The sequence below is a fragment of the Maritimibacter sp. genome, from assembly GCF_016774595.1.
In the GTDB taxonomy this organism is placed as follows: domain Bacteria; phylum Pseudomonadota; class Alphaproteobacteria; order Rhodobacterales; family Rhodobacteraceae; genus Maritimibacter; species Maritimibacter alkaliphilus.
Genome location: NZ_JACBWT010000001.1, coordinates 2,081,569 through 2,102,877, shown reverse-complemented (window position 1 = coordinate 2,102,877; position 21,309 = coordinate 2,081,569). Strand labels below are relative to the sequence as shown.

Annotated in this window: 26 protein-coding genes; 14 read left to right on the top strand and 12 right to left on the bottom strand. The window is 62.5% G+C overall.

Annotation, left to right across the window (positions count from 1 at the left end; translation table 11 throughout):
- The first annotated feature begins 44 nt into the window (after positions 1-44).
- The 4 genes from HOY44_RS10600 to dnaQ are packed head-to-tail and all read left to right on the top strand — an operon-like array spanning position 45 to position 2,749.
- Positions 45-644: a Maf family protein gene (locus tag HOY44_RS10600; RefSeq protein WP_287434651.1), complete on the top strand. Its 600-nt coding sequence runs from the start codon at positions 45-47 to the stop codon at positions 642-644.
- Positions 641-1,474: a shikimate dehydrogenase family protein gene (locus HOY44_RS10595; RefSeq protein ID WP_008332494.1), complete on the top strand. Its 834-nt coding sequence runs from the start codon at positions 641-643 to the stop codon at positions 1,472-1,474. Before HOY44_RS10600 ends, HOY44_RS10595 begins: the two co-directional genes overlap by 4 nt.
- Entirely contained in the window at positions 1,471-2,064 is a 594-nt protein-coding gene (coaE, locus tag HOY44_RS10590) for a dephospho-CoA kinase (protein WP_287434650.1), read from the top strand. Before HOY44_RS10595 ends, coaE begins: the two co-directional genes overlap by 4 nt.
- Positions 2,057-2,749: a DNA polymerase III subunit epsilon gene (gene dnaQ, locus HOY44_RS10585; RefSeq protein WP_287434649.1), complete on the top strand. Its 693-nt coding sequence runs from the start codon at positions 2,057-2,059 to the stop codon at positions 2,747-2,749. The genes coaE and dnaQ overlap by 8 nt, the downstream gene beginning before the upstream one ends.
- Here dnaQ and HOY44_RS10580 read toward each other — a convergent pair.
- From HOY44_RS10580 to HOY44_RS10570, 3 genes are read right to left on the bottom strand one after another with little or no spacing between them, the layout of a single operon-like run.
- The gene (locus HOY44_RS10580; protein ID WP_008332491.1) at positions 2,746-3,339 is read right to left on the bottom strand and encodes a Smr/MutS family protein; all 594 of its coding nucleotides are present in this window, start codon (positions 3,337-3,339) and stop codon (positions 2,746-2,748) included. The genes dnaQ and HOY44_RS10580 overlap by 4 nt on opposite strands.
- 2 nt (positions 3,340-3,341) lie before the next feature.
- Positions 3,342-4,382 carry a murein transglycosylase A gene (mltA, locus tag HOY44_RS10575; protein ID WP_502710688.1) on the bottom strand — a complete coding sequence of 347 codons (1,041 nt, stop codon included), beginning with the start codon at positions 4,380-4,382 and terminating at the stop codon, positions 3,342-3,344.
- 1 nt (position 4,383) lies between these two features.
- Positions 4,384-5,043 carry a Tim44/TimA family putative adaptor protein gene (locus HOY44_RS10570; protein WP_008332489.1) on the bottom strand — a complete coding sequence of 220 codons (660 nt, stop codon included), beginning with the start codon at positions 5,041-5,043 and terminating at the stop codon, positions 4,384-4,386.
- 104 nt (positions 5,044-5,147) lie between these two features.
- On the opposite strand from HOY44_RS10570, the gene HOY44_RS10565 reads away from it, so the two are divergent.
- Positions 5,148-5,642 (top strand): FxsA family protein, encoded by a 495-nt coding sequence (locus tag HOY44_RS10565; RefSeq protein WP_287434647.1) that lies wholly within the window; start codon positions 5,148-5,150, stop codon positions 5,640-5,642.
- Here HOY44_RS10565 and idi read toward each other — a convergent pair.
- A complete protein-coding gene (idi, locus tag HOY44_RS10560) occupies positions 5,622-6,143 on the bottom strand; it encodes an isopentenyl-diphosphate delta-isomerase (protein WP_287434646.1) in 522 nt (173 codons plus the stop codon). The two genes, HOY44_RS10565 and idi, sit on opposite strands and share 21 nt — an antisense overlap.
- Before the next feature lie 104 nt (positions 6,144-6,247).
- Here idi and secB point away from each other — a divergent pair, with 104 nt between their 5' ends.
- Positions 6,248-6,742 (top strand): protein-export chaperone SecB, encoded by a 495-nt coding sequence (gene secB, locus HOY44_RS10555; protein WP_008332474.1) that lies wholly within the window; start codon positions 6,248-6,250, stop codon positions 6,740-6,742.
- Positions 6,743-6,798: 56 nt separating this feature from the next.
- On the opposite strand, the gene HOY44_RS10550 is transcribed toward secB, so the two are convergent.
- Genes HOY44_RS10550 through HOY44_RS10535 form a run of 4 tightly spaced genes read right to left on the bottom strand, consistent with a single transcriptional unit; the run spans position 6,799 to position 9,075 of the window.
- Positions 6,799-7,245, bottom strand: a complete 447-nt coding sequence (locus HOY44_RS10550; protein ID WP_008332473.1) for a MarR family winged helix-turn-helix transcriptional regulator — start codon at positions 7,243-7,245, stop codon at positions 6,799-6,801.
- On the bottom strand, positions 7,245-8,063 hold the full coding sequence (locus HOY44_RS10545) for a carbon-nitrogen hydrolase family protein (protein ID WP_287434645.1): 819 nt from the start codon (positions 8,061-8,063) through the stop codon (positions 7,245-7,247). Before HOY44_RS10545 ends, HOY44_RS10550 begins: the two co-directional genes overlap by 1 nt.
- Positions 8,063-8,317: a glutaredoxin 3 gene (gene grxC, locus HOY44_RS10540; protein WP_287434644.1), complete on the bottom strand. Its 255-nt coding sequence runs from the start codon at positions 8,315-8,317 to the stop codon at positions 8,063-8,065. The genes HOY44_RS10545 and grxC overlap by 1 nt, the downstream gene beginning before the upstream one ends.
- Before the next feature lie 41 nt (positions 8,318-8,358).
- On the bottom strand, positions 8,359-9,075 hold the full coding sequence (locus HOY44_RS10535; RefSeq protein ID WP_287434643.1) for a ComF family protein: 717 nt from the start codon (positions 9,073-9,075) through the stop codon (positions 8,359-8,361).
- A gap of 30 nt (positions 9,076-9,105) precedes the next feature.
- On the opposite strand from HOY44_RS10535, the gene HOY44_RS10530 reads away from it, so the two are divergent.
- Positions 9,106-9,915: a methyltransferase domain-containing protein gene (locus HOY44_RS10530; protein WP_287434642.1), complete on the top strand. Its 810-nt coding sequence runs from the start codon at positions 9,106-9,108 to the stop codon at positions 9,913-9,915.
- A 28-nt stretch (positions 9,916-9,943) separates the two neighbouring features.
- Positions 9,944-10,981 (top strand): ferrochelatase, encoded by a 1,038-nt coding sequence (hemH, locus tag HOY44_RS10525; RefSeq protein WP_287434641.1) that lies wholly within the window; start codon positions 9,944-9,946, stop codon positions 10,979-10,981.
- Positions 10,982-10,984: 3 nt separating this feature from the next.
- On the opposite strand, the gene HOY44_RS10520 is transcribed toward hemH, so the two are convergent.
- Positions 10,985-11,902, bottom strand: a complete 918-nt coding sequence (locus HOY44_RS10520; RefSeq protein ID WP_287434640.1) for a hypothetical protein — start codon at positions 11,900-11,902, stop codon at positions 10,985-10,987.
- A gap of 98 nt (positions 11,903-12,000) precedes the next feature.
- Between HOY44_RS10520 and hslV the strand changes: the two genes are divergently transcribed.
- Together hslV and hslU are read left to right on the top strand one after the other, a co-directional pair.
- The gene (hslV, locus tag HOY44_RS10515) at positions 12,001-12,552 is read left to right on the top strand and encodes an ATP-dependent protease subunit HslV (RefSeq protein ID WP_287434639.1); all 552 of its coding nucleotides are present in this window, start codon (positions 12,001-12,003) and stop codon (positions 12,550-12,552) included.
- 9 nt (positions 12,553-12,561) lie between these two features.
- Complete coding sequence (gene hslU, locus HOY44_RS10510; RefSeq protein WP_008332460.1) at positions 12,562-13,869, top strand: ATP-dependent protease ATPase subunit HslU; 1,308 nt, start codon at positions 12,562-12,564, stop codon at positions 13,867-13,869.
- Between the two features lie 37 nt (positions 13,870-13,906).
- Here hslU and ubiG read toward each other — a convergent pair whose 3' ends face one another.
- Positions 13,907-14,653 carry a bifunctional 2-polyprenyl-6-hydroxyphenol methylase/3-demethylubiquinol 3-O-methyltransferase UbiG gene (ubiG, locus tag HOY44_RS10505; protein WP_287434638.1) on the bottom strand — a complete coding sequence of 249 codons (747 nt, stop codon included), beginning with the start codon at positions 14,651-14,653 and terminating at the stop codon, positions 13,907-13,909.
- Positions 14,654-14,705: 52 nt separating this feature from the next.
- Here ubiG and pip point away from each other — a divergent pair, with 52 nt between their 5' ends.
- Together pip and HOY44_RS10495 are read left to right on the top strand one after the other, a co-directional pair.
- Positions 14,706-15,695, top strand: a complete 990-nt coding sequence (gene pip, locus HOY44_RS10500) for a prolyl aminopeptidase (RefSeq protein WP_287434637.1) — start codon at positions 14,706-14,708, stop codon at positions 15,693-15,695.
- Entirely contained in the window at positions 15,692-16,306 is a 615-nt protein-coding gene (locus HOY44_RS10495) for a class I SAM-dependent methyltransferase (protein ID WP_287434636.1), read from the top strand. Before pip ends, HOY44_RS10495 begins: the two co-directional genes overlap by 4 nt.
- Here HOY44_RS10495 and HOY44_RS10490 read toward each other — a convergent pair.
- Both HOY44_RS10490 and HOY44_RS10485 read right to left on the bottom strand, forming a co-directional pair.
- Positions 16,303-17,862, bottom strand: coding sequence for a cisplatin damage response ATP-dependent DNA ligase (locus HOY44_RS10490; RefSeq protein WP_287434635.1), 1,560 nt, complete (start codon positions 17,860-17,862; stop codon positions 16,303-16,305). The genes HOY44_RS10495 and HOY44_RS10490 overlap by 4 nt on opposite strands.
- A complete protein-coding gene (locus tag HOY44_RS10485; protein WP_287434634.1) occupies positions 17,859-18,872 on the bottom strand; it encodes a ligase-associated DNA damage response exonuclease in 1,014 nt (337 codons plus the stop codon). The genes HOY44_RS10490 and HOY44_RS10485 overlap by 4 nt, the downstream gene beginning before the upstream one ends.
- A 220-nt stretch (positions 18,873-19,092) precedes the next feature.
- On the opposite strand from HOY44_RS10485, the gene rimP reads away from it, so the two are divergent.
- Positions 19,093-19,677 (top strand): ribosome maturation factor RimP, encoded by a 585-nt coding sequence (rimP, locus tag HOY44_RS10480; RefSeq protein WP_008332453.1) that lies wholly within the window; start codon positions 19,093-19,095, stop codon positions 19,675-19,677.
- Positions 19,678-19,679: 2 nt separating this feature from the next.
- A complete protein-coding gene (nusA, locus tag HOY44_RS10475) occupies positions 19,680-21,299 on the top strand; it encodes a transcription termination factor NusA (protein ID WP_008332451.1) in 1,620 nt (539 codons plus the stop codon).
- The last annotated feature ends 10 nt before the right edge of the window (positions 21,300-21,309 follow it).

The window sequence follows — 21,309 nt, the reverse complement described above, 5'->3', positions numbered from 1 at the left end:
CGCATAACGAGGAACAAACAAGGATTCTCCACAGGGTTCCCAACATGCCGACACGACTGATCCTCGCTTCCGGGTCCGAAATTCGGGCGACATTGCTGGCGAACGCCGGGATCGCCTTCGATGTCGAACCGGCGCGGATCGACGAATCCGCAATTCGGGCCGGTCTGGCCGCCGAACAAGCGACCCCGCGCGATGTCGCGGACGCTTTGGCGGAATACAAGGCGCGCAAGGTCGGGCAGAAGAACCCAACCTCGCTTGTGCTGGGCTGCGATCAGGTCGCGGCGTTGAAAAGCGAAATCCTGAACAAGCCCGAGACGCCCGAAGTCGCGCGGGAACAGCTTGCCCGCCTGTCTGGCCAGACGCATCACTTGATGTCGGCGGCGGTCATCTATCACGATTACGAACCCGTCTGGCGCCATGTCGGTATGGTCCGCATGACCATGCGGCAATTGAGCGATGCCTATGTGAAAGATTACGTCGACAGGAACTGGGACAGCATCCGGCACTCGGTCGGGTCCTACAAACTCGAAGAAGAAGGGGTCCGGCTCTTCTCGCAGATCGACGGATCGTATTTCAACGTTCTCGGGTTGCCGCTTACCGAGTTGATATCCTATCTCATCGTGAGGGGAGACCTTGAGACATGAGCGAGGCGTCGACGCCCATAGCAGCGGTCATGCTTGCACCCGGCGAAACCAGCCGGTTGCCGGTGTTGTTCGACCACTGGCTCTGGGCGACGCAGCTTCCCGGTCGCTATCTTCCGTTGACGGTCGAGCCGCAGGATATCGGCGACGTGATCTCGGCGCTTCCCAAAGCCGGTTTCGTGGGGCTCCATATCTCGGCGGCTTACCAAAAGGCCGTTCTGGATCATGCCGATATCATAACGGATCGCGCTGCGCTGATGTCTGGTGCGAACACGCTCATCTTTCGGCGTGATGGAAAAATCCATGCCGACAACACCGATGGTTACGGATTCATCGAAAATATCCGTCTGAGCGTGCCCGGATGGGATGCGCGCCTTGGCCCCGCTGCCATTTTCGGCGCCGGGCGCGCGGCGCGCGTGGTGATCTCGGCCTTGATCGAGGTCGGGGTCGGACAGATCCGCCTGACATCGCGGACCCGCCCAAAGGCGGAGCAGCTTCGCAGCGAATTCGGCACCCGGATTGAGGTCGTAGATTGGCTTAAGGCGGGGAACATGGCGGAAGGGGCCGCGACGGTGGTGAACGCGACGCCTCTGGGAACCCGCGGCAACTCGGACTTTCGCGTGCCGCTGGACGGGCTGACGCCGGGCGCGGTCGCCTGCGATCTGACGGTCGACCCGCCTGCGACCCGGTTTTTGCAGCAGGCCGCCGCTTATGGCTGTCATGTCGCCGACGGTGTCGGCATGTTGATCTGCCAGGCGTCCCCCAGTTTCGAACGGTGGTTCGGCCAGCGACCGCCGAATGACGAAGATGCAAGGATCGCCGCGGCTTCATGACTTTCATCATCGGACTGACCGGCTCCATCGGCATGGGCAAAAGCACGACGGCCAAGATGTTTGCGGAAGCGGGCGTTCCGGTCTGGGATGCGGATGCCGCCGTTCATCGGCTTTACGCTTCGGGCGGCGCAGCGGTCGAGCCGTTCCGGGCCTTGCGCCCGGACGTAATCGAGGATGGGGCCGTAAGCCGCGAGGCGTTGAAACGCTGGATGGCCGAAGACCCCTCCGCCCTGAAACAGATCGAGAGGATCGTTCATCCCCTCGTGGCGCAGGACCGCGCGGCCTTTCTTGCGAACACTTCCGCCGATCTGGTGGTTCTGGACATCCCGCTGTTGTTCGAAACAGGCGGAAACAGGTCAATGGACGCGGTCGTTGTCGTCTCGGCCCCCGAAGACGTCCAGCGCGAGCGGGTTCTGGCACGCGGGACGATGGATGAGGCGACATTCGAAAGCATCCGCGCGAAACAAACCCCGGATGCCGAAAAACGGGCGAAGGCGGATTACGTCATCGAAACCCTGACACTTGAAGCCGCGCAGGCGCAGGTCCAGTCTGTGCTCGACGATATCCGAAGGAAACTGGCTGATGCGTGAGATCGTGCTCGACACCGAAACCACGGGATTCGATCCCAAGACCGGCGACCGGATGGTCGAGATCGGGGCGGTCGAGCTGTTCAATCACATGCCGACGGGCCGGACCTATCACCAGTACATCAACCCGCAGCGCGATATGCCGGAAGGCGCGTTCGCCGTCCACGGATTGTCCGAGGAATTCCTGAAGGACTACCCGGTGTTCGCCGATATCGCGGACGCGTTTCTCGAATTCATCGGGGACGCCAAGCTCGTCATCCACAATGCCTCCTTCGACGTTCCGTTTCTGAATGCCGAACTTGGCTGGTGCAAACGGCGGCAGATCCCGATGGATCAATCGATCGATACGCTTCTCATCGCGCGCAAAAAGTTTCCGGGTGCGGGCAATTCGCTCGATGCGCTTTGCCGCCGCTTCGGGATCGACAACTCCCACCGCACGCTGCACGGCGCGTTGCTCGACTCGGAAATTCTGGCCGAAGTCTATCTGGAACTGATCGGTGGCCGGCAGCCCGACCTGGTGCTTGGCGGCGGCGGATCGCAAACGTCCGACACGACGCAGAACGAGGATTGGCGCCCCCGGCCCCGACCGGAAGCCCTGCCATCGCGGATCACCGAAGACGAACGCGCGGCACATCAGGCATTTGTGGAAAAACTCGGCGCGTCTGCGCTCTGGTCCAAACTCGCCTAGCGGGGCCGGCGCAGGTAAACGTAATAGGCGCCCAGACCACCGTGCTTTCGGTTCGCCTCGGAAATCTGGAGGACGTGGGACCGTAGCGGTGGCGAGTTCAGCCAGTGCGGAACCTGATGCCGCAAGACGCCGTGGCGTTCGGGGATCGGGCCGTCGTCGGGCCGCGATTTCCCCTTACCCGTAATGACAAGAACGAACCGCCGCCCCTCGGCGACCGAGTTCATGATGAAAGACAGAAGACGCGGGTGCGCCTGCGCCATCGTCAGACCGTGAAGGTCGATCCGCGCTTCGGGCGACAGCTTGCCGCGTTTCATCTGCTGGTAGCGTTTTCGATCCATCGCGACGGGCGCACGGGCCACGCTGTCTTCGACCTTCGGCGCCAGATCGTTCGAGGGCAGCTTGGTGTCCGACCGCGTTCCGATCCGAAAAGGTTTGATGTCCGGTGACGGCGGTGCGGGTTTCGGCTTCGACACCAAAGCCTCGCTCGCAGTCTCTTGGGTTCGCGTCGGATGCATCGGCGTCGCCCGTTTCGCAACCTCGTCCCAGAGTGCCTTTTCGTCGGCACTCAAATGCCGGGGTCGCCGCGCCAAACCTATTCCTCCGGGGCGAGCGCGTAAGCACGCTGGATCGGAAGGAGGACGACCATGCGCCCGGCGTCCTTGATCCGCCCGGCCGCCTTCCCGGCTTCGTCGCCGGTGCCCCAGAAAATGTCGGCCCGTTGCGCGCCCTTGATGCGCGATCCGGTGTCCTGCGCGACCATCAGGCGCGAAAAAGGTTCGGCCCCGCCCTTTTCGATCCAAACCGGCGCGCCAAGCGGGGTATAGGCCGGATCGACCGCCAAGGTCCGACCCGCGGAAATCGACCGTGCCATTGCGCCGATCGGACCGGAGTGCGACGGCAGATGTTCGAGCTCGGTGAAGAACACGTAAGACGTGTTGTGGCTCAGAAGATCGCGGCCCTCGACAGGGTTGCGGGATACCCAATTCTTGATGACCTCGGCCGAGACCTGATGGATGTTGTAGATGCCGCGCCGCACCAGTTCGTCCCCGAGAGAGCGAAAGCTGTGGCCGTTGTGGCCCCCGAATCCGAGCCGGATGGATGAGCCGTCGGGTAGCTTGATCCGGCCCGACCCCTGAATTTGCAGAAACTGGAGTTCCACCGGGTCTTCGACCCACGCGATCTCAAGCCCGCGCCCTTCGAGCACGCCGTCCTCTTCGATCTCGCGACGGGTGTAATTCGCGGTCCCGGCGGCGATTTCGGGGGGACGGCGATAGACGGGGATGTCGTACCGCCCCGTGCGGCGTTCCGACCCCCGGATCTCCGGTTCGTAATAGGCGGTGAAAACACCCGGCTGCCCATCTACGATCTTCACAGGGCGAAAGAACAACTCGAAAAACGCTTTCGGCGCCCCCGTAAAATCGAACCCTATGGAACAGATCGGATCCCATTGCGGATCGTCCAGCAGTTCGCAGGTGTGAAGAAACGCGTCGAACGCCGCCTGATGATCGTCGAGCTCCCACCCCACGAGGTCGGTGAAGTCGAGCAGCGTGATTTCAGCTTCCACAAGCTCCGCGCGCGCGGGCGCGGCCAAGGCGATCAGCCCTGCAAGTGCGAGGCCGACAAGCTTGCCCACGTCAACCGCCCGTGGCGACGAGCTGCCAGTTCGGGTTCTCGGACCCCATGATCCGGGCAAAGGTCCAGACGTCTTTCTGCCGCTTCACTTCGGTCGGATTGCCCTCGACGATCTCGCCGGACTTGTCGCGCACGACAGAGGTGATTTCACCGATGAAACGGATCGTGATTTCGCCTTCGCGGCTTTCATCATCGAATTCGGCCTCGACCAGCTTCATTTCGCGCAGGCCGACGAAGTTCGCGTCGATCTTGTAGCCGTCTTTTTCGCGCTGTTCGACGACGGTCGCGAAACTTTCGTAAACCTCGTCCGACAGGAACGGCTTGATCTTGTCCAGTTCACCGGCCTCGAACGCCATGAGGATCATCTCATACGCGCCACGCGCCCCGTTTAGGAAATCCCCGACGGCGAAGGACCGTTCGGCGCCCTTCATCTTGGCAAGCGCCTCGATGCTGGCCGGGTCTTCGACGTGGTCGGTGATGTCCGTGTCCGGACCCCCCTCGATCACCTCGAATTTACCGCGGTTGTCGACCCTTTGGGACTCGGTCCGGGAAACCACAGGCTTTTCGAACCCTTCCCGCGTGCCGAGGACGTCGCGCAGGCGAAGGATCAGGAAAATCGCGATGGCGGCGAGAACGATCAGCTGGATGATCGGTGAAGACATTCGAACCTCATTTCAGGGCGCGGTTTGATTTTCCGCGTTCGGAACATATGTAGGCGCTGGGCGGGAGCAAGTCTACCAGCCCCCAAACACGATATGAGGATGCCATGTGGCTCTTGCTTGCGTTCATCGCCGTTCCGTTGGTCGAGATCGGACTTTTCATTCAGGTCGGCGGGCTGATCGGGCTCTGGCCCACCCTTCTCATCGTTCTCGTGACGGCGATCATCGGGTCGTACATGGTCCGCGCGCAGGGGGCGATTGCGCTGGGTCAGGTCCGCGACAGCTTCAACCAGCTGTCCGATCCGTCCGAACCGCTGGCCCACGGCGCGATGATCCTGTTCTCCGGCGCGCTTCTGTTGACCCCCGGCTTCTTCACCGACACGGTCGGCTTCCTTCTGCTCGTCCCCGCGGTGCGGCGGTGGGCGTTCAAACAGATTTCGCGGCGCGTGCAGGTCAACAAAAGCTTTACCGTCCATTCGGGCGGACAGACGCACACCTATACTTCGACTGACGTGATCGACGGGGAGTACGAGGACGTCAGCCCGCCGAAGAAACCGACGCATGAACCGACGCGCGGGCCCTCAGGCTGGACCAAACACTGACAACTTGTGTTCGGCGAGGTAAATCCGAAGCCACGGCGTGAACCGTTCCGGGTGGCGTGCGACCTCGTCTTCCAAGTCGGTCAGTGACACCCAACGCACACCATCGACCTCCTCCGGGTTCAGGTGCAGGACGGGGCGGACATCGGTCTGCACGAGAAAAAGATCGACAACCTCGTGCTCTGTCAGGCCATCCCCGACATCGGCACGATATTCGATCTGATCTTTCCAGACCGGATCGACGCCCTTGATCCCCAGTTCCTCGTCCAACCGACGGATCGCGCAGGCGAGCGGTGCTTCGTCCCAATGGGGATGGGTGCAGCAGGTGTTCGCCCAAAGACCGGGCGTATGATATTTCCCGGCAGCGCGTTGCTGGATCAGGATTTCGTCGTCGTGGATCAGGAACACCGACACCGCACGATGCCGCAGCCCTTCGACATGCGCCGCGAGCTTTTCGACGGGTTGAAGGGTGCCATCCACCCAGGCGGGGATCATGTGTGCCATATGTCGCTGATACATTTGCACGCACCGACAAGGAAGGGTTGTCGTTGAGGCCCTCGCCGCTTCTTGCTAGAAAGCCGCGACTTTGGATTCCAGGGAGAAAGATTATGGCGGACGAAGCCCCCACCGGCGCACCGCAGCAACCCACGCAACCCGTGATGCGCATTCTCGGACAGTTCATTCGGGATATGTCGTTCGAGAACATCGTGGTGCAGAAAGGCATGACCGGCGAAATGCAGCCCGACCTCAAGGTCGAGGTCGCGCTGGATGCCAAAAAGCGTCAGGTCGAAAACCAGTACGAGGTCATCACCAAGTACAAGGTCGTCTCGACGAACAAAGGCAACGACGCGCAGCTGTTCATCATGGAACTGGAATATTCCGGCCTGTTCCACATCGAGAACGTGCCCGAAGATCAGCTTCACCCGTTCCTTCTGATCGAATGCCCGCGCCAGCTTTTCCCGTTCGTGCGGCGCATCGTGTCGGACGTGACCCGCGACGGGGGCTTCCCGCCGGTGAACCTCGACAACGTGGACTTCGTGCAGCTGTATCGCACCGAACTAGCCCGTCGTCAGCAACAGGGCGAAGCCGCCAAGGCCAACTGAGCCTGCGCGCATGAAACGACCGAGGGCTGCCTGATCGGGCAGCCCTTTTTCGTTGGTCAGTCCTGCGCGTCGAAGCGTTCGCGCATGGCCCGCAGAATGGGCAGCATCGAGCGGACCTTTTCGGTTCCGATGGACCGCACCACATCGGAAATGATCGGGGTGATCGAGGCCAGGGCGGCATCCCGCGCCTTGCGGCCGGCGGGCGAAATCGTCACCTGTTTGCGCCGGGCATCGTCCCAGTCGGGGTGAATATGAATGTGCCCGGCCCATTCCAGCTTGTTCAGGGTGTTGGTCATCGCGCCGCGCGTCACGTGAAACGACTTTGCGAGTTGCGCGGGGCTTTTCGGCTCGCCCGCCCGCGCCAGATGGTTGAGCACGGAAAAGTGGCTGAGTTCCATTCCCTTGGGCAGCGCCTTCGACAACGCCGTGCGCGCCAACTGGTCCGCCATGAACATCTCGCTGAACAGGGCGACCGAAAGGCTATCGGCGGTGCTATCTGGCATCAGGGTCTTTCGAAAGAGCGGTCGTGTGACAGCGACGGAATGCGTTTGCGCGACTTTTCCACGGTCGCAAGGTCGAGATCAACCAAGGTGACGCAAGGTTCCGTCCCCGCATCCGCCAGAACCTCACCCCACGGGGCGACGGCCAGGGCGTGACCGTATGTCGCGCGTTTGTCGGTGTTTTGTCCGGTCTGGGCCGCCGCCAGAACGAAGCATCCGGTTTCGATCGCTCGGGACCGCAGCAAGACCTCCCAATGGGCCGGGCCTGTGCCGGTCGAAAAGGCGGATGGCACGGTGATGATCTGAGCACCCGCTTGTGCGAGCGCGCGGTAGAGATGCGGAAATCGAAGGTCGTAACAGATGGTCAGGCCGATCCGCGCGGTGTCGGTGTCTGCGACGACGGCCCGCGTTCCGGGTCTGTAGCCCGCGCTTTCGCGGTAGCTTTCCGTCTCCGACACGTCGACGTCGAACATATGAATTTTGTCGTAGCGCGCAGTCACCTCGCCCGAAGGGGCGATGAGGTAGGATCGGTTCGCGAACCGCCCGTCCGGGTCGTCGGTCTTGACCGCGAGGGACCCCACCGAAATCCAGACCCCATGCGCTTTCGCGGCCTCCTGCAATCCGGCGAGCGTGATGTCATCATCCTCACGCTGAAGCACAGCCGCCTGCCGCTTGCGGGAGGTCGAGACGCAATTCGTCACTTCCGGCGTCAGGATCAGCTCGGCACCCGCCTCGGCCGCCTCGGCGACGAACTCGAGCGTCACGGGAAGGTTCGCCGCCGGGTCATCCCCGGAACAAAGCTGGATCAGCGCCGCGCGCATCAGGCTGCGAGAAGCGGGTCGAGCTTCCCGGAACGCTCGAGCGTATTCAGGTCATCGAAGCCCCCGACGTGGGTTTCCCCGACCCAGATTTGCGGGACGGTGTGTCGGCCGGCCTTGGCCATCATGTCCTGACGCAAAGCCGGATCGACGCTGACGTCGATTTCGTCGAAGGCGACCCCTTTCGAGGTGAGAAGCCGTTTGGCCGCATGGCAGAAGCCGCAGAACGGCGTGGTGTAGATCGTGACGGGTTGCATTTTCTGTATCCTTCATCCGGGTTACCCCGATTGAAGGACATTTAGGGTCCGCGGGCAACGCGCGCCAGTGTCGCGATCTTCACGTCCGCTGCACCGGCGACGAATGCGGCCTCGGTGGCGGCGGCGAGCGTGGCACCGGACGTCATCACATCGTCCACGATCAGAACGCGTTTTCCTTCCAGTGCCGTGCCGCGTTTCGGATGGGGTCGGATCGCCCCGTGCAGGTTGGCGAACCTCTGATCGACGGTCTTACCCTCCTGCGTTTCCCCGCCACGGGTCCGCACCAACGCGGTCGGCAAGACGCCGTGCCCGGTAGCGCGCCCCAACGCGCGGGCGAGCTCGGCGGCCTGATTGTACCGACGGCGATAAAGCCGGGTCCAATGCGACGGGACCGGAACGATCAACATCCCCGGCGTGAACAACGGCTGGGCCGCCCGCGCCACCCATCGCGCGGCCGGCTCTGCGATGTCGGGCCTGTCGGCATGTTTGAACGCCAGAACCAGCCTGCGCCCGTTCCCGGTATAATCCAGCGCCGTGCGCCCCTGAGACCACGGGCGCGCAATGGTCATGCAGTCGTCGCAGAGGTCCAGATGCCCGTCGCTTTCGCCCGGCAGCCCGACCCCGCACTTGTCGCAGACGTGCCCGGTGACGAACCGGGTCTCGCGCCAGCAAGGCCCGCAAAGCCCACCGTCACCCTCGACGATTTCGCCGCAGGACGCACATTGCGCGGGGTAGATCGCGCGGAGCAGCGATTGCATTCCTCAGGCCTCCATCTATGGTGCCGCGCCATGTCGAAGCTGACCGATCCCGCCCGTCTGAAACTGACCCGCGCCCGCGCACAGGCGGATGGCATGTTCCTTCAGGAAGAAGCGGCCTTCGAAGTTCAGGATCGGCTGGAAGAGGTTAACAGAACCTTTACGGCGCCTGCCGTCGTGACGGGATTCCCCGCGATCTGGCGAAAATTCTTTCCCGACGCCATGATCGTTCCCGATGACGAGGTTCTGACGCTCGAACCGGGCGCCCACGATCTTGTCATTCATGGCCTGTCACTGCACTGGTCGAACGATCCGGTGGGGCAGTTGATCCAATGCCACAAGGCGCTGAAGCCCGACGGGTTCTTTATGGGAGTCATGTTCGGGGGGGAGACGCTCAGGGAATTGCGAGCGGCGATCACCGCTGCCGAGGTTGCCCAGACCGGGGGCCTGTCACCGCGCATGTTGCCGATGGGTGAGCTACGCGACCTTGGCGGCCTTCTCCAGCGGGCCGGGTTCGCCCTGCCGGTCGCCGACAGCTCCCTGCGCGATGTCAGTTATTCCGATGCGCTCGCCCTGATGCGCGACCTACGTAAGATGGGCGAAGGAAACGCGCTCGCCACCCGCGCGGGCTTCACGCCACGCGGCGTGTTCGCGGAAACCGCGGCGCGCTATGCCTCGGACGCCGACGAAGCGGGCCGCATCCACGCGACGTTCGAACTGGTGTTCCTTGCGGGCTGGGCCCCGCATGAAAGCCAGCAGAAACCGCTTCGACCGGGGTCTGCCGAGGGGCGTCTCGCGGATGCCTTGAACACGGATGAAACCAAATTGAACGACAAGCCGTAACAGACGGGCCACGGACAGGATCAGGACCATGAACGAACACATGCCAAAGGACCATCCCAGGGTTCCCACGCCGAAGGTCGGCGTTCTGTTCGCCAATCTCGGCACGCCCGACAACTATGACTACTGGTCGATGCGGCGCTATCTGAACGAATTCCTTTCGGACAAACGCGTCATCGACTACCCGAACTGGAAATGGCAGCCGATCCTACAGGGTCCGATCCTGACGATCCGTCCGTTCCGCTCCGGCGCGAACTACAAGATGATCTGGAATCACGATAAAGGCGAAAGCCCGTTGATGACGATCACCAAGGATCAGGTCGCCAAGCTGGACGCGTCGCTGAAACAGCGGTTCGGGGATCGGGTCGTCGTCGATTTCTGTATGCGATACGGCAATCCGTCGACCAAATCCAAAGTCCGCGCCATGGTCGAAGCCGGGTGCACCAAAATCCTCTTTTTCCCGCTCTACCCGCAGTATTCCGCGACCACGAGCGGCACGGCGAACGACCAGTTCTTCCGGGCGCTGATGGACGAAAACCGGATGCCTGCGGTGCGCACCGCGCCGGAATATTTCGACCGCGACGACTATATCGAGGCACTCGCGGCCTCTGTGCTGCGCGTCTACCCGTCCGAGGATCAGGCGCCGGAGCGGATCATCTGCTCCTACCACGGGATGCCGGAACGCTACCTGATGGAGGGCGACCCGTATCACTGCCAGTGCCAGAAAACGACGCGCCTTCTGACCGAACGCCTTGGATGGTCGAAGGACCGGATCGTGACCACGTTCCAGTCGGTATTTGGACCCGAGGAATGGCTGAAGCCCTATACCGTGGATGAGGTTGCGCGGCTTGTGAAAGAGGACGGGGTCAAGTCGATCGCCGTTCTCGCGCCCGCATTTTCGGCGGACTGCATCGAGACGTTGGAAGAGATCAACGGTGAGATCCGGGAGAGCTTCGAACATGCCGGAGGCGATAGCTTCACCTATATTCCCTGCCTCAATGATGATGACGAGCACATCGCCGCGCTGACGAACGTGGCGGTCGACAACCTGCGCGGTTGGCTGGATTAGAGCCTAAACGTCCCATCCGAAGTGTTTGCACGTGGCAAGGATCTTCGCCTCTGCTTCGCCTTCCACGTCCGCTTTGATCGAGTTCAGCGCGACGAACCAGTAAAGGTATTCCGCATAGGCAGGCGGGGTGCTTTCAAGCTGTCGCCAGGCCTCATCCACCCCCAATCGTGAGACGCGCGGCATCTGGTGGTGAAAATCGCATTCCCCGAACAGGATCGCGGGCTTTTCAAAGAAGAACCCCGACAGGGCCGCAGCCGAGTTCTGTGTGATCACAAAATCACAAATCCTGAGCGCCTCTTCCATCCCCCCGGTCTGAACCATCACGCGTGGGTCGTTCGCGGCAATAGCGTCGAGCGTCGCGCGCTCTTCGTCCGAGTAATCCTCGCCCGGATGAAGCCCGAGCAGGATACGCTTGTCACCCGCGCGCGCCTGCACTTCGACGATCATGTCGATGGGGGACATGGTTTGGAACGAGCGATGCTCCAGCAATTTGCCTTGAAGCGCGACATAAACCATCTCCGTGCGCTCGGCGTTTTCCGGTCCCTGTTTGAAAAGCCACTTTCGCCAGTTGCCGACCCAGTTCAGTGCAATACCAGTGTCTATTTCAGCCGGATCGAAGGTTTTCTTCGCGACCTCGAATTCCCACCGCTTCGGTGTCGCCTCGATCCGCCAGAAGGGAAAATAGTAGCTCTTGCGCATCGTCAGGGATTTCGGGTGGAACGGGTCATCCATCAGGAAAAGCGAGTAACCGTTGCGGGCCGCCGACTTCAGCCGTTCCTGAAACGAATTGCGGCGCAGCTCGACGCGAAATCCGATGCCCTCGAAGGCCTTGGTCACCCGCGCAACGAACCCGAACTCGCCCCGCTGGGCCATGTCCAGCATGACGTCGTCAAGGTAGATGCGCAGAATTCGGGCTTCCATGGGCGGCAAGCTACCTGCCCGCCCGGTCCGGTCAAGCCGGGTGGTTGTCGCGGGCAAACCGGGGGTCCATATAGCGTCGGAACCAAAAGGAGGCGGACATGAGCGAGTTTCCCGGCTGGCACGGCACCACGATCTGTGGCGTGCGCAAAGGCGGCGAAGTGGTGATTGCAGGCGACGGGCAGGTGAGCCTGGGCGACACGGTCATCAAAGGCACGGCGCGCAAGGTGCGCAGGCTGTCGCCCGGCGGCTATGACATCATCGCCGGGTTCGCAGGCTCGACCGCTGACGCCTTTACCCTGCTCGAACGACTCGAAACGAAACTCGAAGCCACGCCGGGGCAACTGGCGCGGGCCTGCGTCGAGCTCGCAAAAGACTGGCGCACCGATAAATACCTTCAGAAACTCGAAGCGATGCTGATCGTATCGGACGGCAAGGATCTGTTCGTGGTGACCGGCGCGGGCGACGTGCTGGAACCCGAACATGACGTGGCCGCGATCGGGTCGGGCGGGAACTACGCCCTCGCCGCTGGCCGGGCGATGATGGACACGGATAAGTCGGCCGAAGAGATCGCGCGCGCCGCGATGGCGATTGCAGCCGACATCTGCGTCTACACGAACGGCAACCTGACGCTCGAAACGCTCAAAAAATAAGAGACGGACATGACCGACCTGACCCCCCGCGAGATCGTATCGGAACTCGACCGGTTCATCATCGGCCAGAAGGACGCCAAGCGCGCCGTGGCCGTGGCACTGCGCAACCGCTGGCGCCGCAAACAATTGTCGGACGACCTGCGCGACGAGGTATATCCGAAGAACATCCTCATGATCGGCCCGACCGGCGTCGGCAAGACCGAGATTTCCCGGCGTCTGGCCAAGCTGGCCCGCGCGCCGTTCATCAAGGTCGAGGCGACCAAGTTCACCGAGGTCGGTTACGTGGGCCGCGATGTCGAACAGATCGTGCGCGATCTCGTCGACACAGCCATCGTCCAGACCCGCGAGTGGATGCGCGAAGACGTGAAATCCGCGGCCGAACACAACGCCGAGGAACGCGTGATTTCCGCTGTCGCCGGGGATCAGGCCCGCGAGCAGACGCGCGAGATGTTTCGCAAGAAACTCCGCTCGGGAGAGTTGGACGACACCGTGATCGAACTGGACGTGCAGGATACGGGCGGCGGAATGCCGATGTTCGATGTGCCCGGCCAGCCCGGCATGAACATGGGTATGATGAACCTGTCGGATATGTTCGGCAAAGCCTTCGGCGGGCGCACCGTGCGCAAGAAGATGACCGTGGCCGAAAGCTATGAAATCCTGATGGGCGAAGAAGCCGACAAGCTTCTGGATGACGAAGCGGTCAACAAGATCGCCTTGGAATCGGTCGAGCAGAACGGGATCGTCTTCATCGACGAGATCGACAAGGTCTGCGCCCGGTCCGATGCCCGTGGCGGCGACGTCAGCCGCGAAGGCGTTCAGCGCGACCTGCTGCCGCTGATCGAGGGCACGACGGTGTCGACCAAACATGGCCCGGTGAAAACCGACCACATGCTGTTCATTGCCTCGGGTGCGTTCCACATCGCCAAACCTTCGGACCTGTTGCCCGAACTTCAGGGTCGTCTGCCGATCCGTGTCGAACTGCGTGCGCTGACGGAAGAGGATTTCGTGCGCATCCTGACCGAGACGGACAACGCGCTGACCCTGCAATACACCGCGCTCATGGGCACTGAAGAGGTCAAGGTGTCCTTCACCGAAGACGGGATCGCCGCGCTGGCCCGAATTGCCGCCGAGGTGAACACGACGGTCGAGAACATCGGGGCGCGCAGGCTCTACACCGTGATGGAGCGTGTGTTCGAGGAACTCAGCTTCACCGCGCCGGACAAGTCGGGCGAGGAAGTGGTCGTGGACGAGGCTTTCGTTCAGAAAAACCTCGGCGAGCTGATGCAGAGCACCGACGTCGGTCGTTACATGCTGTAGCCAAGGCGGCGTCCGGCGCGGACCGGGCGCGCAAGCCTCAGGCCGCTTTGACGCTCGCCGTTACGTAGTTGACCGACAGATCGCGTGACGAGATCGACCAGCTCCACAGGATCGGGTTGAACACGAAGCCCTGCTTGTCGACCAGTCGCAGCCCGGATTCCGTAATGAGGTTTCCAAGTTCGTCGGGCGTGATGAACTTGTCCCACTCATGCGTGCCTTTCGGCAGCCAGCGCATCACATGCTCGGCGCCGACGATCGCGACCATGAAACTTTTCGGATTGCGGTTGATCGTCGAGCAGACCATCAGACCGCCGGGTTTGAGAAGCTGCTGACAGGCGGTGAGGTAGGACAACGGGTCCGCCACATGCTCCACCACTTCCATGTTCAAAACCACGTCGAACTGTTCGCCCGCGGCCGCCAGCGCCTCGGCGGTGGTGAAGCGGTAGTCGATGTCCAGCCCCGATTGCTCGGCATGGACCTGCGCCACGGGAATGTTGCGCTCGGCGGCGTCGGCCCCCACGACGTCGGCCCCGAGCCGCGCCATCGGTTCCGACAAAAGTCCACCCCCGCAACCGATGTCGAGGATGCGCAGACCGGCGAAAGGTTTGTCATCGGACAGGTCGCGCCCGAACTCCGCCGCGATTTGTGACGTGATGTAATCGAGACGCACGGGGTTCATCATGTGAAGCGGCTTGAATTTCCCCGTCGGGTCCCACCATTCTGCTGCCATCGCTTCGAATTTGGCGACTTCGCTGGGATCGACTGTCGTTTGTCCGGCACTCATGTTAGCCTCGTCTTTCATGGCGTCTTTGTCGCAGCACCTATATAGGTTCCCTATGGAACAGGCCGCAGGAAAAAACACCGCAGGGGGGAAAATGTATCCCCTGATCGAGCCATTCGACCGTCGGATGCTCGAGGTCGGTGATGGCCACACGGTGTATGTTGAACAGTGCGGCGCGAAAGACGGGATGCCCGTCGTCGTGCTGCACGGTGGCCCGGGCGGCGGATGTTCCCCCGCCATGCGCCGGTTCTTCGACCCGAAGAAGTATCGCATCATCCTTTTCGATCAGCGCGGCTGCGGCCGCTCCCGCCCGCATGCCTCGGTGACGGCCAATACGACTTGGCACCTCATCCGTGACATCGAACTTATTCGCGATACGTTCGGGATCGACCGTTGGATCGTATTCGGCGGTAGCTGGGGGGCGACTTTGGGGCTGGTCTATGCCCAAAGCCACCCGGACCGGGTCGCTTGGCTGGTGCTGCGCGGTGTCTTCCTCGCCACCGAGCGGGAGTTCGACTGGTTCTATGGCGGAGGCGCCGGACAGTTCTGGCCCGATCTGTGGGCGCGGTTCACCGACCTCATTCCCGCGGACGAACGTGAAGACCTGATCGAAGCCTATCACAAGCGGCTGTTCTCCGGTGATCGGGGCGACGAGTTGAAACATGCCCGCGTCTGGGCGTCGTGGGAAAACGCGCTCGCCAGTATCGAGAATGACGGGGCCATGATCGACAGCCCGGCCGACTACGCGCTCGCCTTCGCGCGGCTCGAGAACCACTATTTCCAGAACCGCGCGTTCCTGTCCGAAGATCAGCAGATTCTCAGAAACATGACCCGGATCGCCCATGTTCCCGGCACCATCGTGCAGGGTCGTCATGACATGATCTGCCCCCCGCAAGCGGCATGGTCCCTGCACAAGTCATGGCCGACGAGCGAGTTTCGCATGATCCCGCGCGCAGGCCACGCCGTTTCGGAACCCGGCATCGCGGCGGAACTGGTGCGCACCACGGACAAGCTTGCCCGGCAGCGGGATACGCTCGGGCTATGAAGGATCAAGCGCAGGTCTGGGACAAACTCGCCAAGCGCTACATCAAGTCGCCGATCTCGGACCTCGACACCTACGAGTGGAAGCTCGGCATCACCCAATCCTACATGCGGCCCGACATGGACGTTCTCGAGATCGGCTGTGGTTCGGGCAACACCGGGCGTCGCCATGCACCGCTCGTCCGCAGCTACACGGCCATGGACATCTCGTCCGCGATGCTGGAGGCCGCGAAGGATCAGGGCTCGATCCCGGACAACATGCGTTTCGTTCACGCGGATTTCGACCGGGCCGATGTGGCGCCCGGAAGCTATGACATGATCCTTGCCCTATCCGTCCTGCACCTGCTGCCCAACCCGGCGTTCACGGTGAAGAAGATCGGGGAAAGCCTGCGCCCCGGCGGGTATTTTGTTTCCTCGACCGCAGTGCTGGGAAACATGAAGTTCCTGAAGCTCATCGCGCCGCTTGGGCAGATGTTCGGCGCGATTCCGCATCTCACGTTCCTGTCTGAAGACGACATGCGCCACATGATCCGGGATGCAGGACTGGACATCGCCGTGGACGAACGCCCCGAAGGTCACGCCGCACGGTTCATCGTCGCGAAGAAACCCGGCTAGGGCAGCATCGCCTCCAACGTCGTCAGGTGATCCGCTTCATTCGCCGGCTTGTCCCAGCGGATGCGTGAGATGCGCGGGAACCGCATTGCGACACCGGATTTGTGCCGTTTGGAGTGGTTCAGCCCCTCGAACGCTACCTCGACGACAAGTTCGGGAGACAAGGACCGCACCGGCCCGAACCGTTCCACGGTATTCTGACGAACGAACTTGTCGAGCCGTTTGAGCTCCTCGTCGGTGAACCCGGAATAGGCTTTGCCGACCGGCACGAGCCGGTCGTCATCCCAGACCCCGAAGGTGAAATCGGAATAGAAGCCCGAGCGTTTTCCGTGTCCGCGCTGGGCATAAAGAAGGACCGCATCCACGATCATCGGGTCGCGCTTCCACTTGAACCAAGGCCCGCGCGGCCGGCCCGCGACATAGGCGCTGTCCAACCGTTTCAGCATCACGCCCTCGATCACGGCGGCGGGCGGATCGGCACGGTGGGCGGCAAGTGCGTCCCACGTGTCGAAGTCGAGCAAGGGCGAGGCGTCGAAACGCAGGGGGTTGAGCGTTCTGACGGCGGCTTCCAGATGTGCGCGCCGTTCGTGAAACGGAAGCTCGCGCAGGTCTTCGTCGTCCCAGATCAGAATGTCGTAAAGCCGGAGCGCCGCCGGGTGGCTGGACAGCAGCGCCTTGCTTGCCGTTTTCCGGTTCAGACGTTTCTGAAGATCGCCGAAAGGCGCGACCTCATCGTCGCGCCGCACGATCAACTCACCGTCGAGCGCGCCAGAGAACTCCATGCGGTCGACGATATCGGGGAAGGCCGCCGATATATCCTCGCCCGTCCGGGAATAGAGCCGCCGTTCATCGCCATGCGCGGCGGCCTGCATGCGGATGCCGTCCCATTTCCATTCGGCGGCGAAATCGGCCGGGTCCAGCGCGGACAACCCATCATAATCGTTGGGGGTCGACAGCATCACGGGCCGGAAGGGCGCCTTGATCGTCGGTTCGGGCTTCGGCCCGCCTGCGATCCACGCGAAAAGCGGCTCATATGGCGGTTTGAACCCCGCCCAAAGCTCCATGATGTCGTCGAGCGGCACGTCTCCCGTGCCCGCCAGCGCGGTAAGGGCCAGTCGTGCCGATACGCCCACGCGCATTCCGCCCGTCATCAGTTTGAGAAGCGCCAGACGTTCCGACGGGTCCAGCGCATCGAGCCAATCCGCGATCATCGCGGGTGTTTCTGTCTTGGATGCCGCGTTCAGCCGTTCGACCACTTCGGACAAGGGCACATCCCGCGCCGCGCCCTGCCCCGGCCAGATCAGGGCGATGGTTTCGGCAAGGTCACCGACGTAGTGGTAGGACATGGTGAACAATTCGCTATCCACCCGCTCGGACACGAGCGCGCGGAGAAGCGCGGGTTTCGCGCCCGCAAAGTCGAGTTCCCCGGTGAGCGAGGCAAGCGCATAACCCCGATCCGGGTCCGGCGCCGTGGTGAGGTAATTCTGAAGTAGCGCAAGCTTGGCATTGCGGCCCGGCGTGAATGCGAGCCGTTCGAGAAGGGCGGCATAGGCTTTCATTCCGGCTCCTCCTCGTATCCCACAAGATGCAGCGGCCGCGCACGGCGCTGGTTCAATTCGGCCCACCGCATCAGCGCGTCGTCGCGCCCGTGTGTGATCCAGAATTCACCCGGGTCGATCTCCTGTATCGTGGCGGTCAGGTCGGGCCAGTCGACGTGATCAGAGATGATGAGCGGCAGTTCGACCCCACGCTGCCGCGCCCGTGCCCGGATCTGCATCCAGCCGGAGGCGAAGCCGATGACGGGGTCGGCGAACCGTTGCACCCAGGGAGACGCAAAGGCGGACGGCGGCGAGATCACGATCGCCTCGCGCAACGCCCGCGCTTCAGCCTTGTCCATCGTCGCGGGGCGCAGGTCGCCCAGCGGCACGCCCTGTTCGATGTGATAATCGCTCAGTCGTTGCAGCGCCCCGTGGACATAGATCGGTGCGTCATACCCCGCCTCGCGCAAGAGCATGATGACCCGCTGCGCCTTGCCGAGCGCGTAGGCTCCGATCAGGTGGGGCCGCTCAGGAAAGGCGCGGACCGAGGCGAGCAGCTTGGCGATCTCGTCCGCCGGATCGGGGTGCTTGAACACGGGCAGCGCAAAGGTCGCCTCGGTGATGAACAGATCGCAGGGCACAGGCTCGAACGGCGCGCAGGCTGGGTTGGCGACGCGGGAATAATCGCCGGACACGACCGCGACCATCCCCTTGGCCTCCAGCCGGATCTGGCAGGAGCCGAGCACATGCCCCGCCGGGTGGAAACTGACGGTAACGCCGTTCACCTCGACCGGCCCGTCGACCGCTTGCCGCGACTTGGCGAAATCCTCCCCGTACCGGATCGCCATGATGTCGAGCGTCTGCTGACTGGCGAGCACCGCGCCATGGCCGGACCGCGCATGGTCCGCATGTCCGTGCGTGATAAGCGCCTTGGCGACGGGCCGCACGGGATCGACATAGAAATCCCCGACCGGGCAGTAGAGCCCTTCGGGTCTTGGGATCAGGATGTCTTCGAAGGCGGGTTCACCCATCGGTCATTCCACATTGCGGCACTCACGAACGCGCCCGCGGCGCGGCACGTTCCCACATGATACGGCACCCATCCGCCAGCGGTTCGTCATTTTCCTTGCAGACTCACCCGCCCTCCCCTATATCCGCGTCAACAGCGGAGGCGCTGGGGTCCAAACCCGACGCTCCACCGGAACACACCGACGGGCCGCTGGCCCGTTTTTTTGTGCCTGAAAGGACCACATGACCGATCTCGTCGCCAGAACTGCCATCGACCGCCGGCTCGCCGATATCGTGCGCCCGGTGATCGAGGATATGGGATACGAGCTTGTGCGCCTGCGGCTTCAGGGCGGCAACACCCAGACGCTTCAGATCATGGCCGACAAACCCGAGGGCGGGATCGAGGTCGACGATCTGTCGGCGATCAACACCGCATTGGGCGCGACGCTGGATGTCGAGGATCCGATCGAGGGGGAATACAACCTCGAGGTTTCTTCGCCCGGCATCGACCGCCCGCTGACCCGCTACAAGGATTTCGACACCTGGGACGGTTGGATCGCCAAGGTCGAGACCAGCGAGTTGATCGAAGGGCGCAAGCGGTTCAAGGGCACGCTTCAAGGCACCGAAGACGGTGAGATCCTGATCGAGATCGAGGATAAGGGCGAGCCGGTGACCATCGGTCTGACCTTCGACCTGCTCGCGGATGCGAAACTGGTGCTGACCGACGAACTCATTGCCGAGATGCTGAAACAGCGCAAGGACGCCGGCATCATCGACGAAAGCCAATACGATGACATCGAAACGGACGAAGGGTCCGAGGAGGAATAAGAATGGCCATTACCTCTGCCAACCAGCTCGAACTGCTCCAGACCGCCGAAGCGGTCGCGCGCGAGAAGATGATCGACCCGTCGCTCGTCATCGAAGCGATGGAGGAAAGCCTCGCCCGTGCCGCCAAGTCGCGTTACGGTGCCGAGATGGACATTCGCGTGTCGATCGACCGCAAGACGGGCCGCGCCACCTTCACCCGCGTGCGCACCGTGGTCGAGGATGAAGAGCTCGAGAACTATCAGGCCGAGCTGACCGTGGAACAGGCCAAGCAGTACCTCGACAACCCCGTTGTCGGTGACACCATCGTCGACGAAGTGCCGCCCGTGGAACTGGGCCGGATCGCCGCGCAATCGGCCAAGCAGGTCATCCTGCAGAAAGTCCGCGAAGCCGAGCGGGATCGTCAGTATGAAGAATTCAAGGATCGTGCCGGCACCATCATCAACGGTGTCGTCAAGCGCGAGGAATACGGCAACGTCATCGTCGATGTGGGCGCTGGCGAAGCGATCCTGCGCCGCAACGAAAAGATCGGCCGCGAAAGCTATCGCCCGAACGACCGTATCCGCTGCTACGTGAAAGACGTGCGGCGTGAGACGCGTGGGCCGCAGATCTTCCTCAGCCGGACCGCGCCGGAATTCATGGCCGAACTCTTCAAGATGGAAGTGCCGGAAATCTACGACGGCATCATCGAGATCAAGGCCGTGGCCCGTGACCCCGGTTCGCGCGCCAAGATCGGTGTCGTGTCCTATGACAACTCCATCGACCCCGTCGGTGCCTGTGTCGGTATGCGCGGCAGCCGCGTTCAGGCCGTGGTGAACGAGCTTCAGGGCGAAAAGATCGACATCATCCCGTGGAACGAGGATATGCCGACCTTCCTGGTGAACGCGCTTCAGCCTGCCGAAGTCGCCAAGGTCGTTCTGGACGAAGACGCCGAGCGGATCGAAGTGGTCGTGCCCGACGATCAGCTGTCGCTGGCCATCGGCCGCCGCGGTCAGAACGTGCGTCTGGCCAGCCAGCTGACCGGGCTCGACATCGACATTCTGACCGAAGAAGAAGAAAGCGCGCGTCGTCAGGCGGAATTCGCCGAGCGCACCAAGCTGTTCATGGACACGCTCGATCTGGACGAATTCTTCGCCCAGCTTCTCGTGTCCGAGGGCTTCACTAATCTGGAAGAGGTGGCTTACGTCGAAGTGGACGAACTCCTCGTCATCGATGGTGTGGACGAAGATACGGCGAACGAGCTTCAGGCCCGCGCCCGTGACTTCCTTGACGAACAGAACCGCAAGGCGCTGGAAAACGCCAAGGCGCTGGGCGTTCAGGACAGCCTGATCGGCTTCGAGGGTCTCACCCCGCAGATGATCGAGGCTCTGGCCAAGGACGGCGTCTTTACGCTGGAAGACTTTGCGACCTGCGCCGACTGGGAACTGGCCGGTGGCTGGACGACCGTCGACGGCGAACGCAGCAAGGACGACGGCGTTCTTGAACCCTTTGATGTGGGCCTCGAGGAAGCCCAGAACATGATCATGACCGCCCGTATCCAGCTTGGCTGGGTCGACCCCGCCGATCTCGTCTCGGAAGAAGAGACCGAGGAAGACGGCGAAGCCACCGAGGAGGCCGGGGCCTGATCCCAGGCCT

What these genes read in the sequence shown, in the direction of transcription:
- HOY44_RS10535 (WP_287434643.1), bottom strand. Translation starts at nt 9,075, where the DNA reads ATGCAATCGCTGCTCCGCGCGATCTACCCCGCGCAATGTGCGTCCTGC.
- pip (WP_287434637.1), top strand. Translation starts at nt 14,706, where the DNA reads ATGGAACAGGCCGCAGGAAAAAACACCGCAGGGGGGAAAATGTATCCC.
- HOY44_RS10570 (WP_008332489.1), bottom strand. Translation starts at nt 5,043, where the DNA reads ATGTCTTCACCGATCATCCAGCTGATCGTTCTCGCCGCCATCGCGATT.
- hslU (WP_008332460.1), top strand. Translation starts at nt 12,562, where the DNA reads ATGACCGACCTGACCCCCCGCGAGATCGTATCGGAACTCGACCGGTTC.
- idi (WP_287434646.1), bottom strand. Translation starts at nt 6,143, where the DNA reads ATGGCACACATGATCCCCGCCTGGGTGGATGGCACCCTTCAACCCGTC.
- nusA (WP_008332451.1), top strand. Translation starts at nt 19,680, where the DNA reads ATGGCCATTACCTCTGCCAACCAGCTCGAACTGCTCCAGACCGCCGAA.
- hslV (WP_287434639.1), top strand. Translation starts at nt 12,001, where the DNA reads ATGAGCGAGTTTCCCGGCTGGCACGGCACCACGATCTGTGGCGTGCGC.
- HOY44_RS10495 (WP_287434636.1), top strand. Translation starts at nt 15,692, where the DNA reads ATGAAGGATCAAGCGCAGGTCTGGGACAAACTCGCCAAGCGCTACATC.
- HOY44_RS10595 (WP_008332494.1), top strand. Translation starts at nt 641, where the DNA reads ATGAGCGAGGCGTCGACGCCCATAGCAGCGGTCATGCTTGCACCCGGC.
- HOY44_RS10530 (WP_287434642.1), top strand. Translation starts at nt 9,106, where the DNA reads ATGTCGAAGCTGACCGATCCCGCCCGTCTGAAACTGACCCGCGCCCGC.
- rimP (WP_008332453.1), top strand. Translation starts at nt 19,093, where the DNA reads ATGACCGATCTCGTCGCCAGAACTGCCATCGACCGCCGGCTCGCCGAT.
- hemH (WP_287434641.1), top strand. Translation starts at nt 9,944, where the DNA reads ATGAACGAACACATGCCAAAGGACCATCCCAGGGTTCCCACGCCGAAG.
- HOY44_RS10565 (WP_287434647.1), top strand. Translation starts at nt 5,148, where the DNA reads ATGTGGCTCTTGCTTGCGTTCATCGCCGTTCCGTTGGTCGAGATCGGA.
- coaE (WP_287434650.1), top strand. Translation starts at nt 1,471, where the DNA reads ATGACTTTCATCATCGGACTGACCGGCTCCATCGGCATGGGCAAAAGC.
- HOY44_RS10600 (WP_287434651.1), top strand. Translation starts at nt 45, where the DNA reads ATGCCGACACGACTGATCCTCGCTTCCGGGTCCGAAATTCGGGCGACA.
- HOY44_RS10545 (WP_287434645.1), bottom strand. Translation starts at nt 8,063, where the DNA reads ATGCGCGCGGCGCTGATCCAGCTTTGTTCCGGGGATGACCCGGCGGCG.
- HOY44_RS10520 (WP_287434640.1), bottom strand. Translation starts at nt 11,902, where the DNA reads ATGGAAGCCCGAATTCTGCGCATCTACCTTGACGACGTCATGCTGGAC.
- HOY44_RS10485 (WP_287434634.1), bottom strand. Translation starts at nt 18,872, where the DNA reads ATGGGTGAACCCGCCTTCGAAGACATCCTGATCCCAAGACCCGAAGGG.
- dnaQ (WP_287434649.1), top strand. Translation starts at nt 2,057, where the DNA reads ATGCGTGAGATCGTGCTCGACACCGAAACCACGGGATTCGATCCCAAG.
- secB (WP_008332474.1), top strand. Translation starts at nt 6,248, where the DNA reads ATGGCGGACGAAGCCCCCACCGGCGCACCGCAGCAACCCACGCAACCC.
- HOY44_RS10490 (WP_287434635.1), bottom strand. Translation starts at nt 17,862, where the DNA reads ATGAAAGCCTATGCCGCCCTTCTCGAACGGCTCGCATTCACGCCGGGC.
- HOY44_RS10550 (WP_008332473.1), bottom strand. Translation starts at nt 7,245, where the DNA reads ATGCCAGATAGCACCGCCGATAGCCTTTCGGTCGCCCTGTTCAGCGAG.
- grxC (WP_287434644.1), bottom strand. Translation starts at nt 8,317, where the DNA reads ATGCAACCCGTCACGATCTACACCACGCCGTTCTGCGGCTTCTGCCAT.
- ubiG (WP_287434638.1), bottom strand. Translation starts at nt 14,653, where the DNA reads ATGAGTGCCGGACAAACGACAGTCGATCCCAGCGAAGTCGCCAAATTC.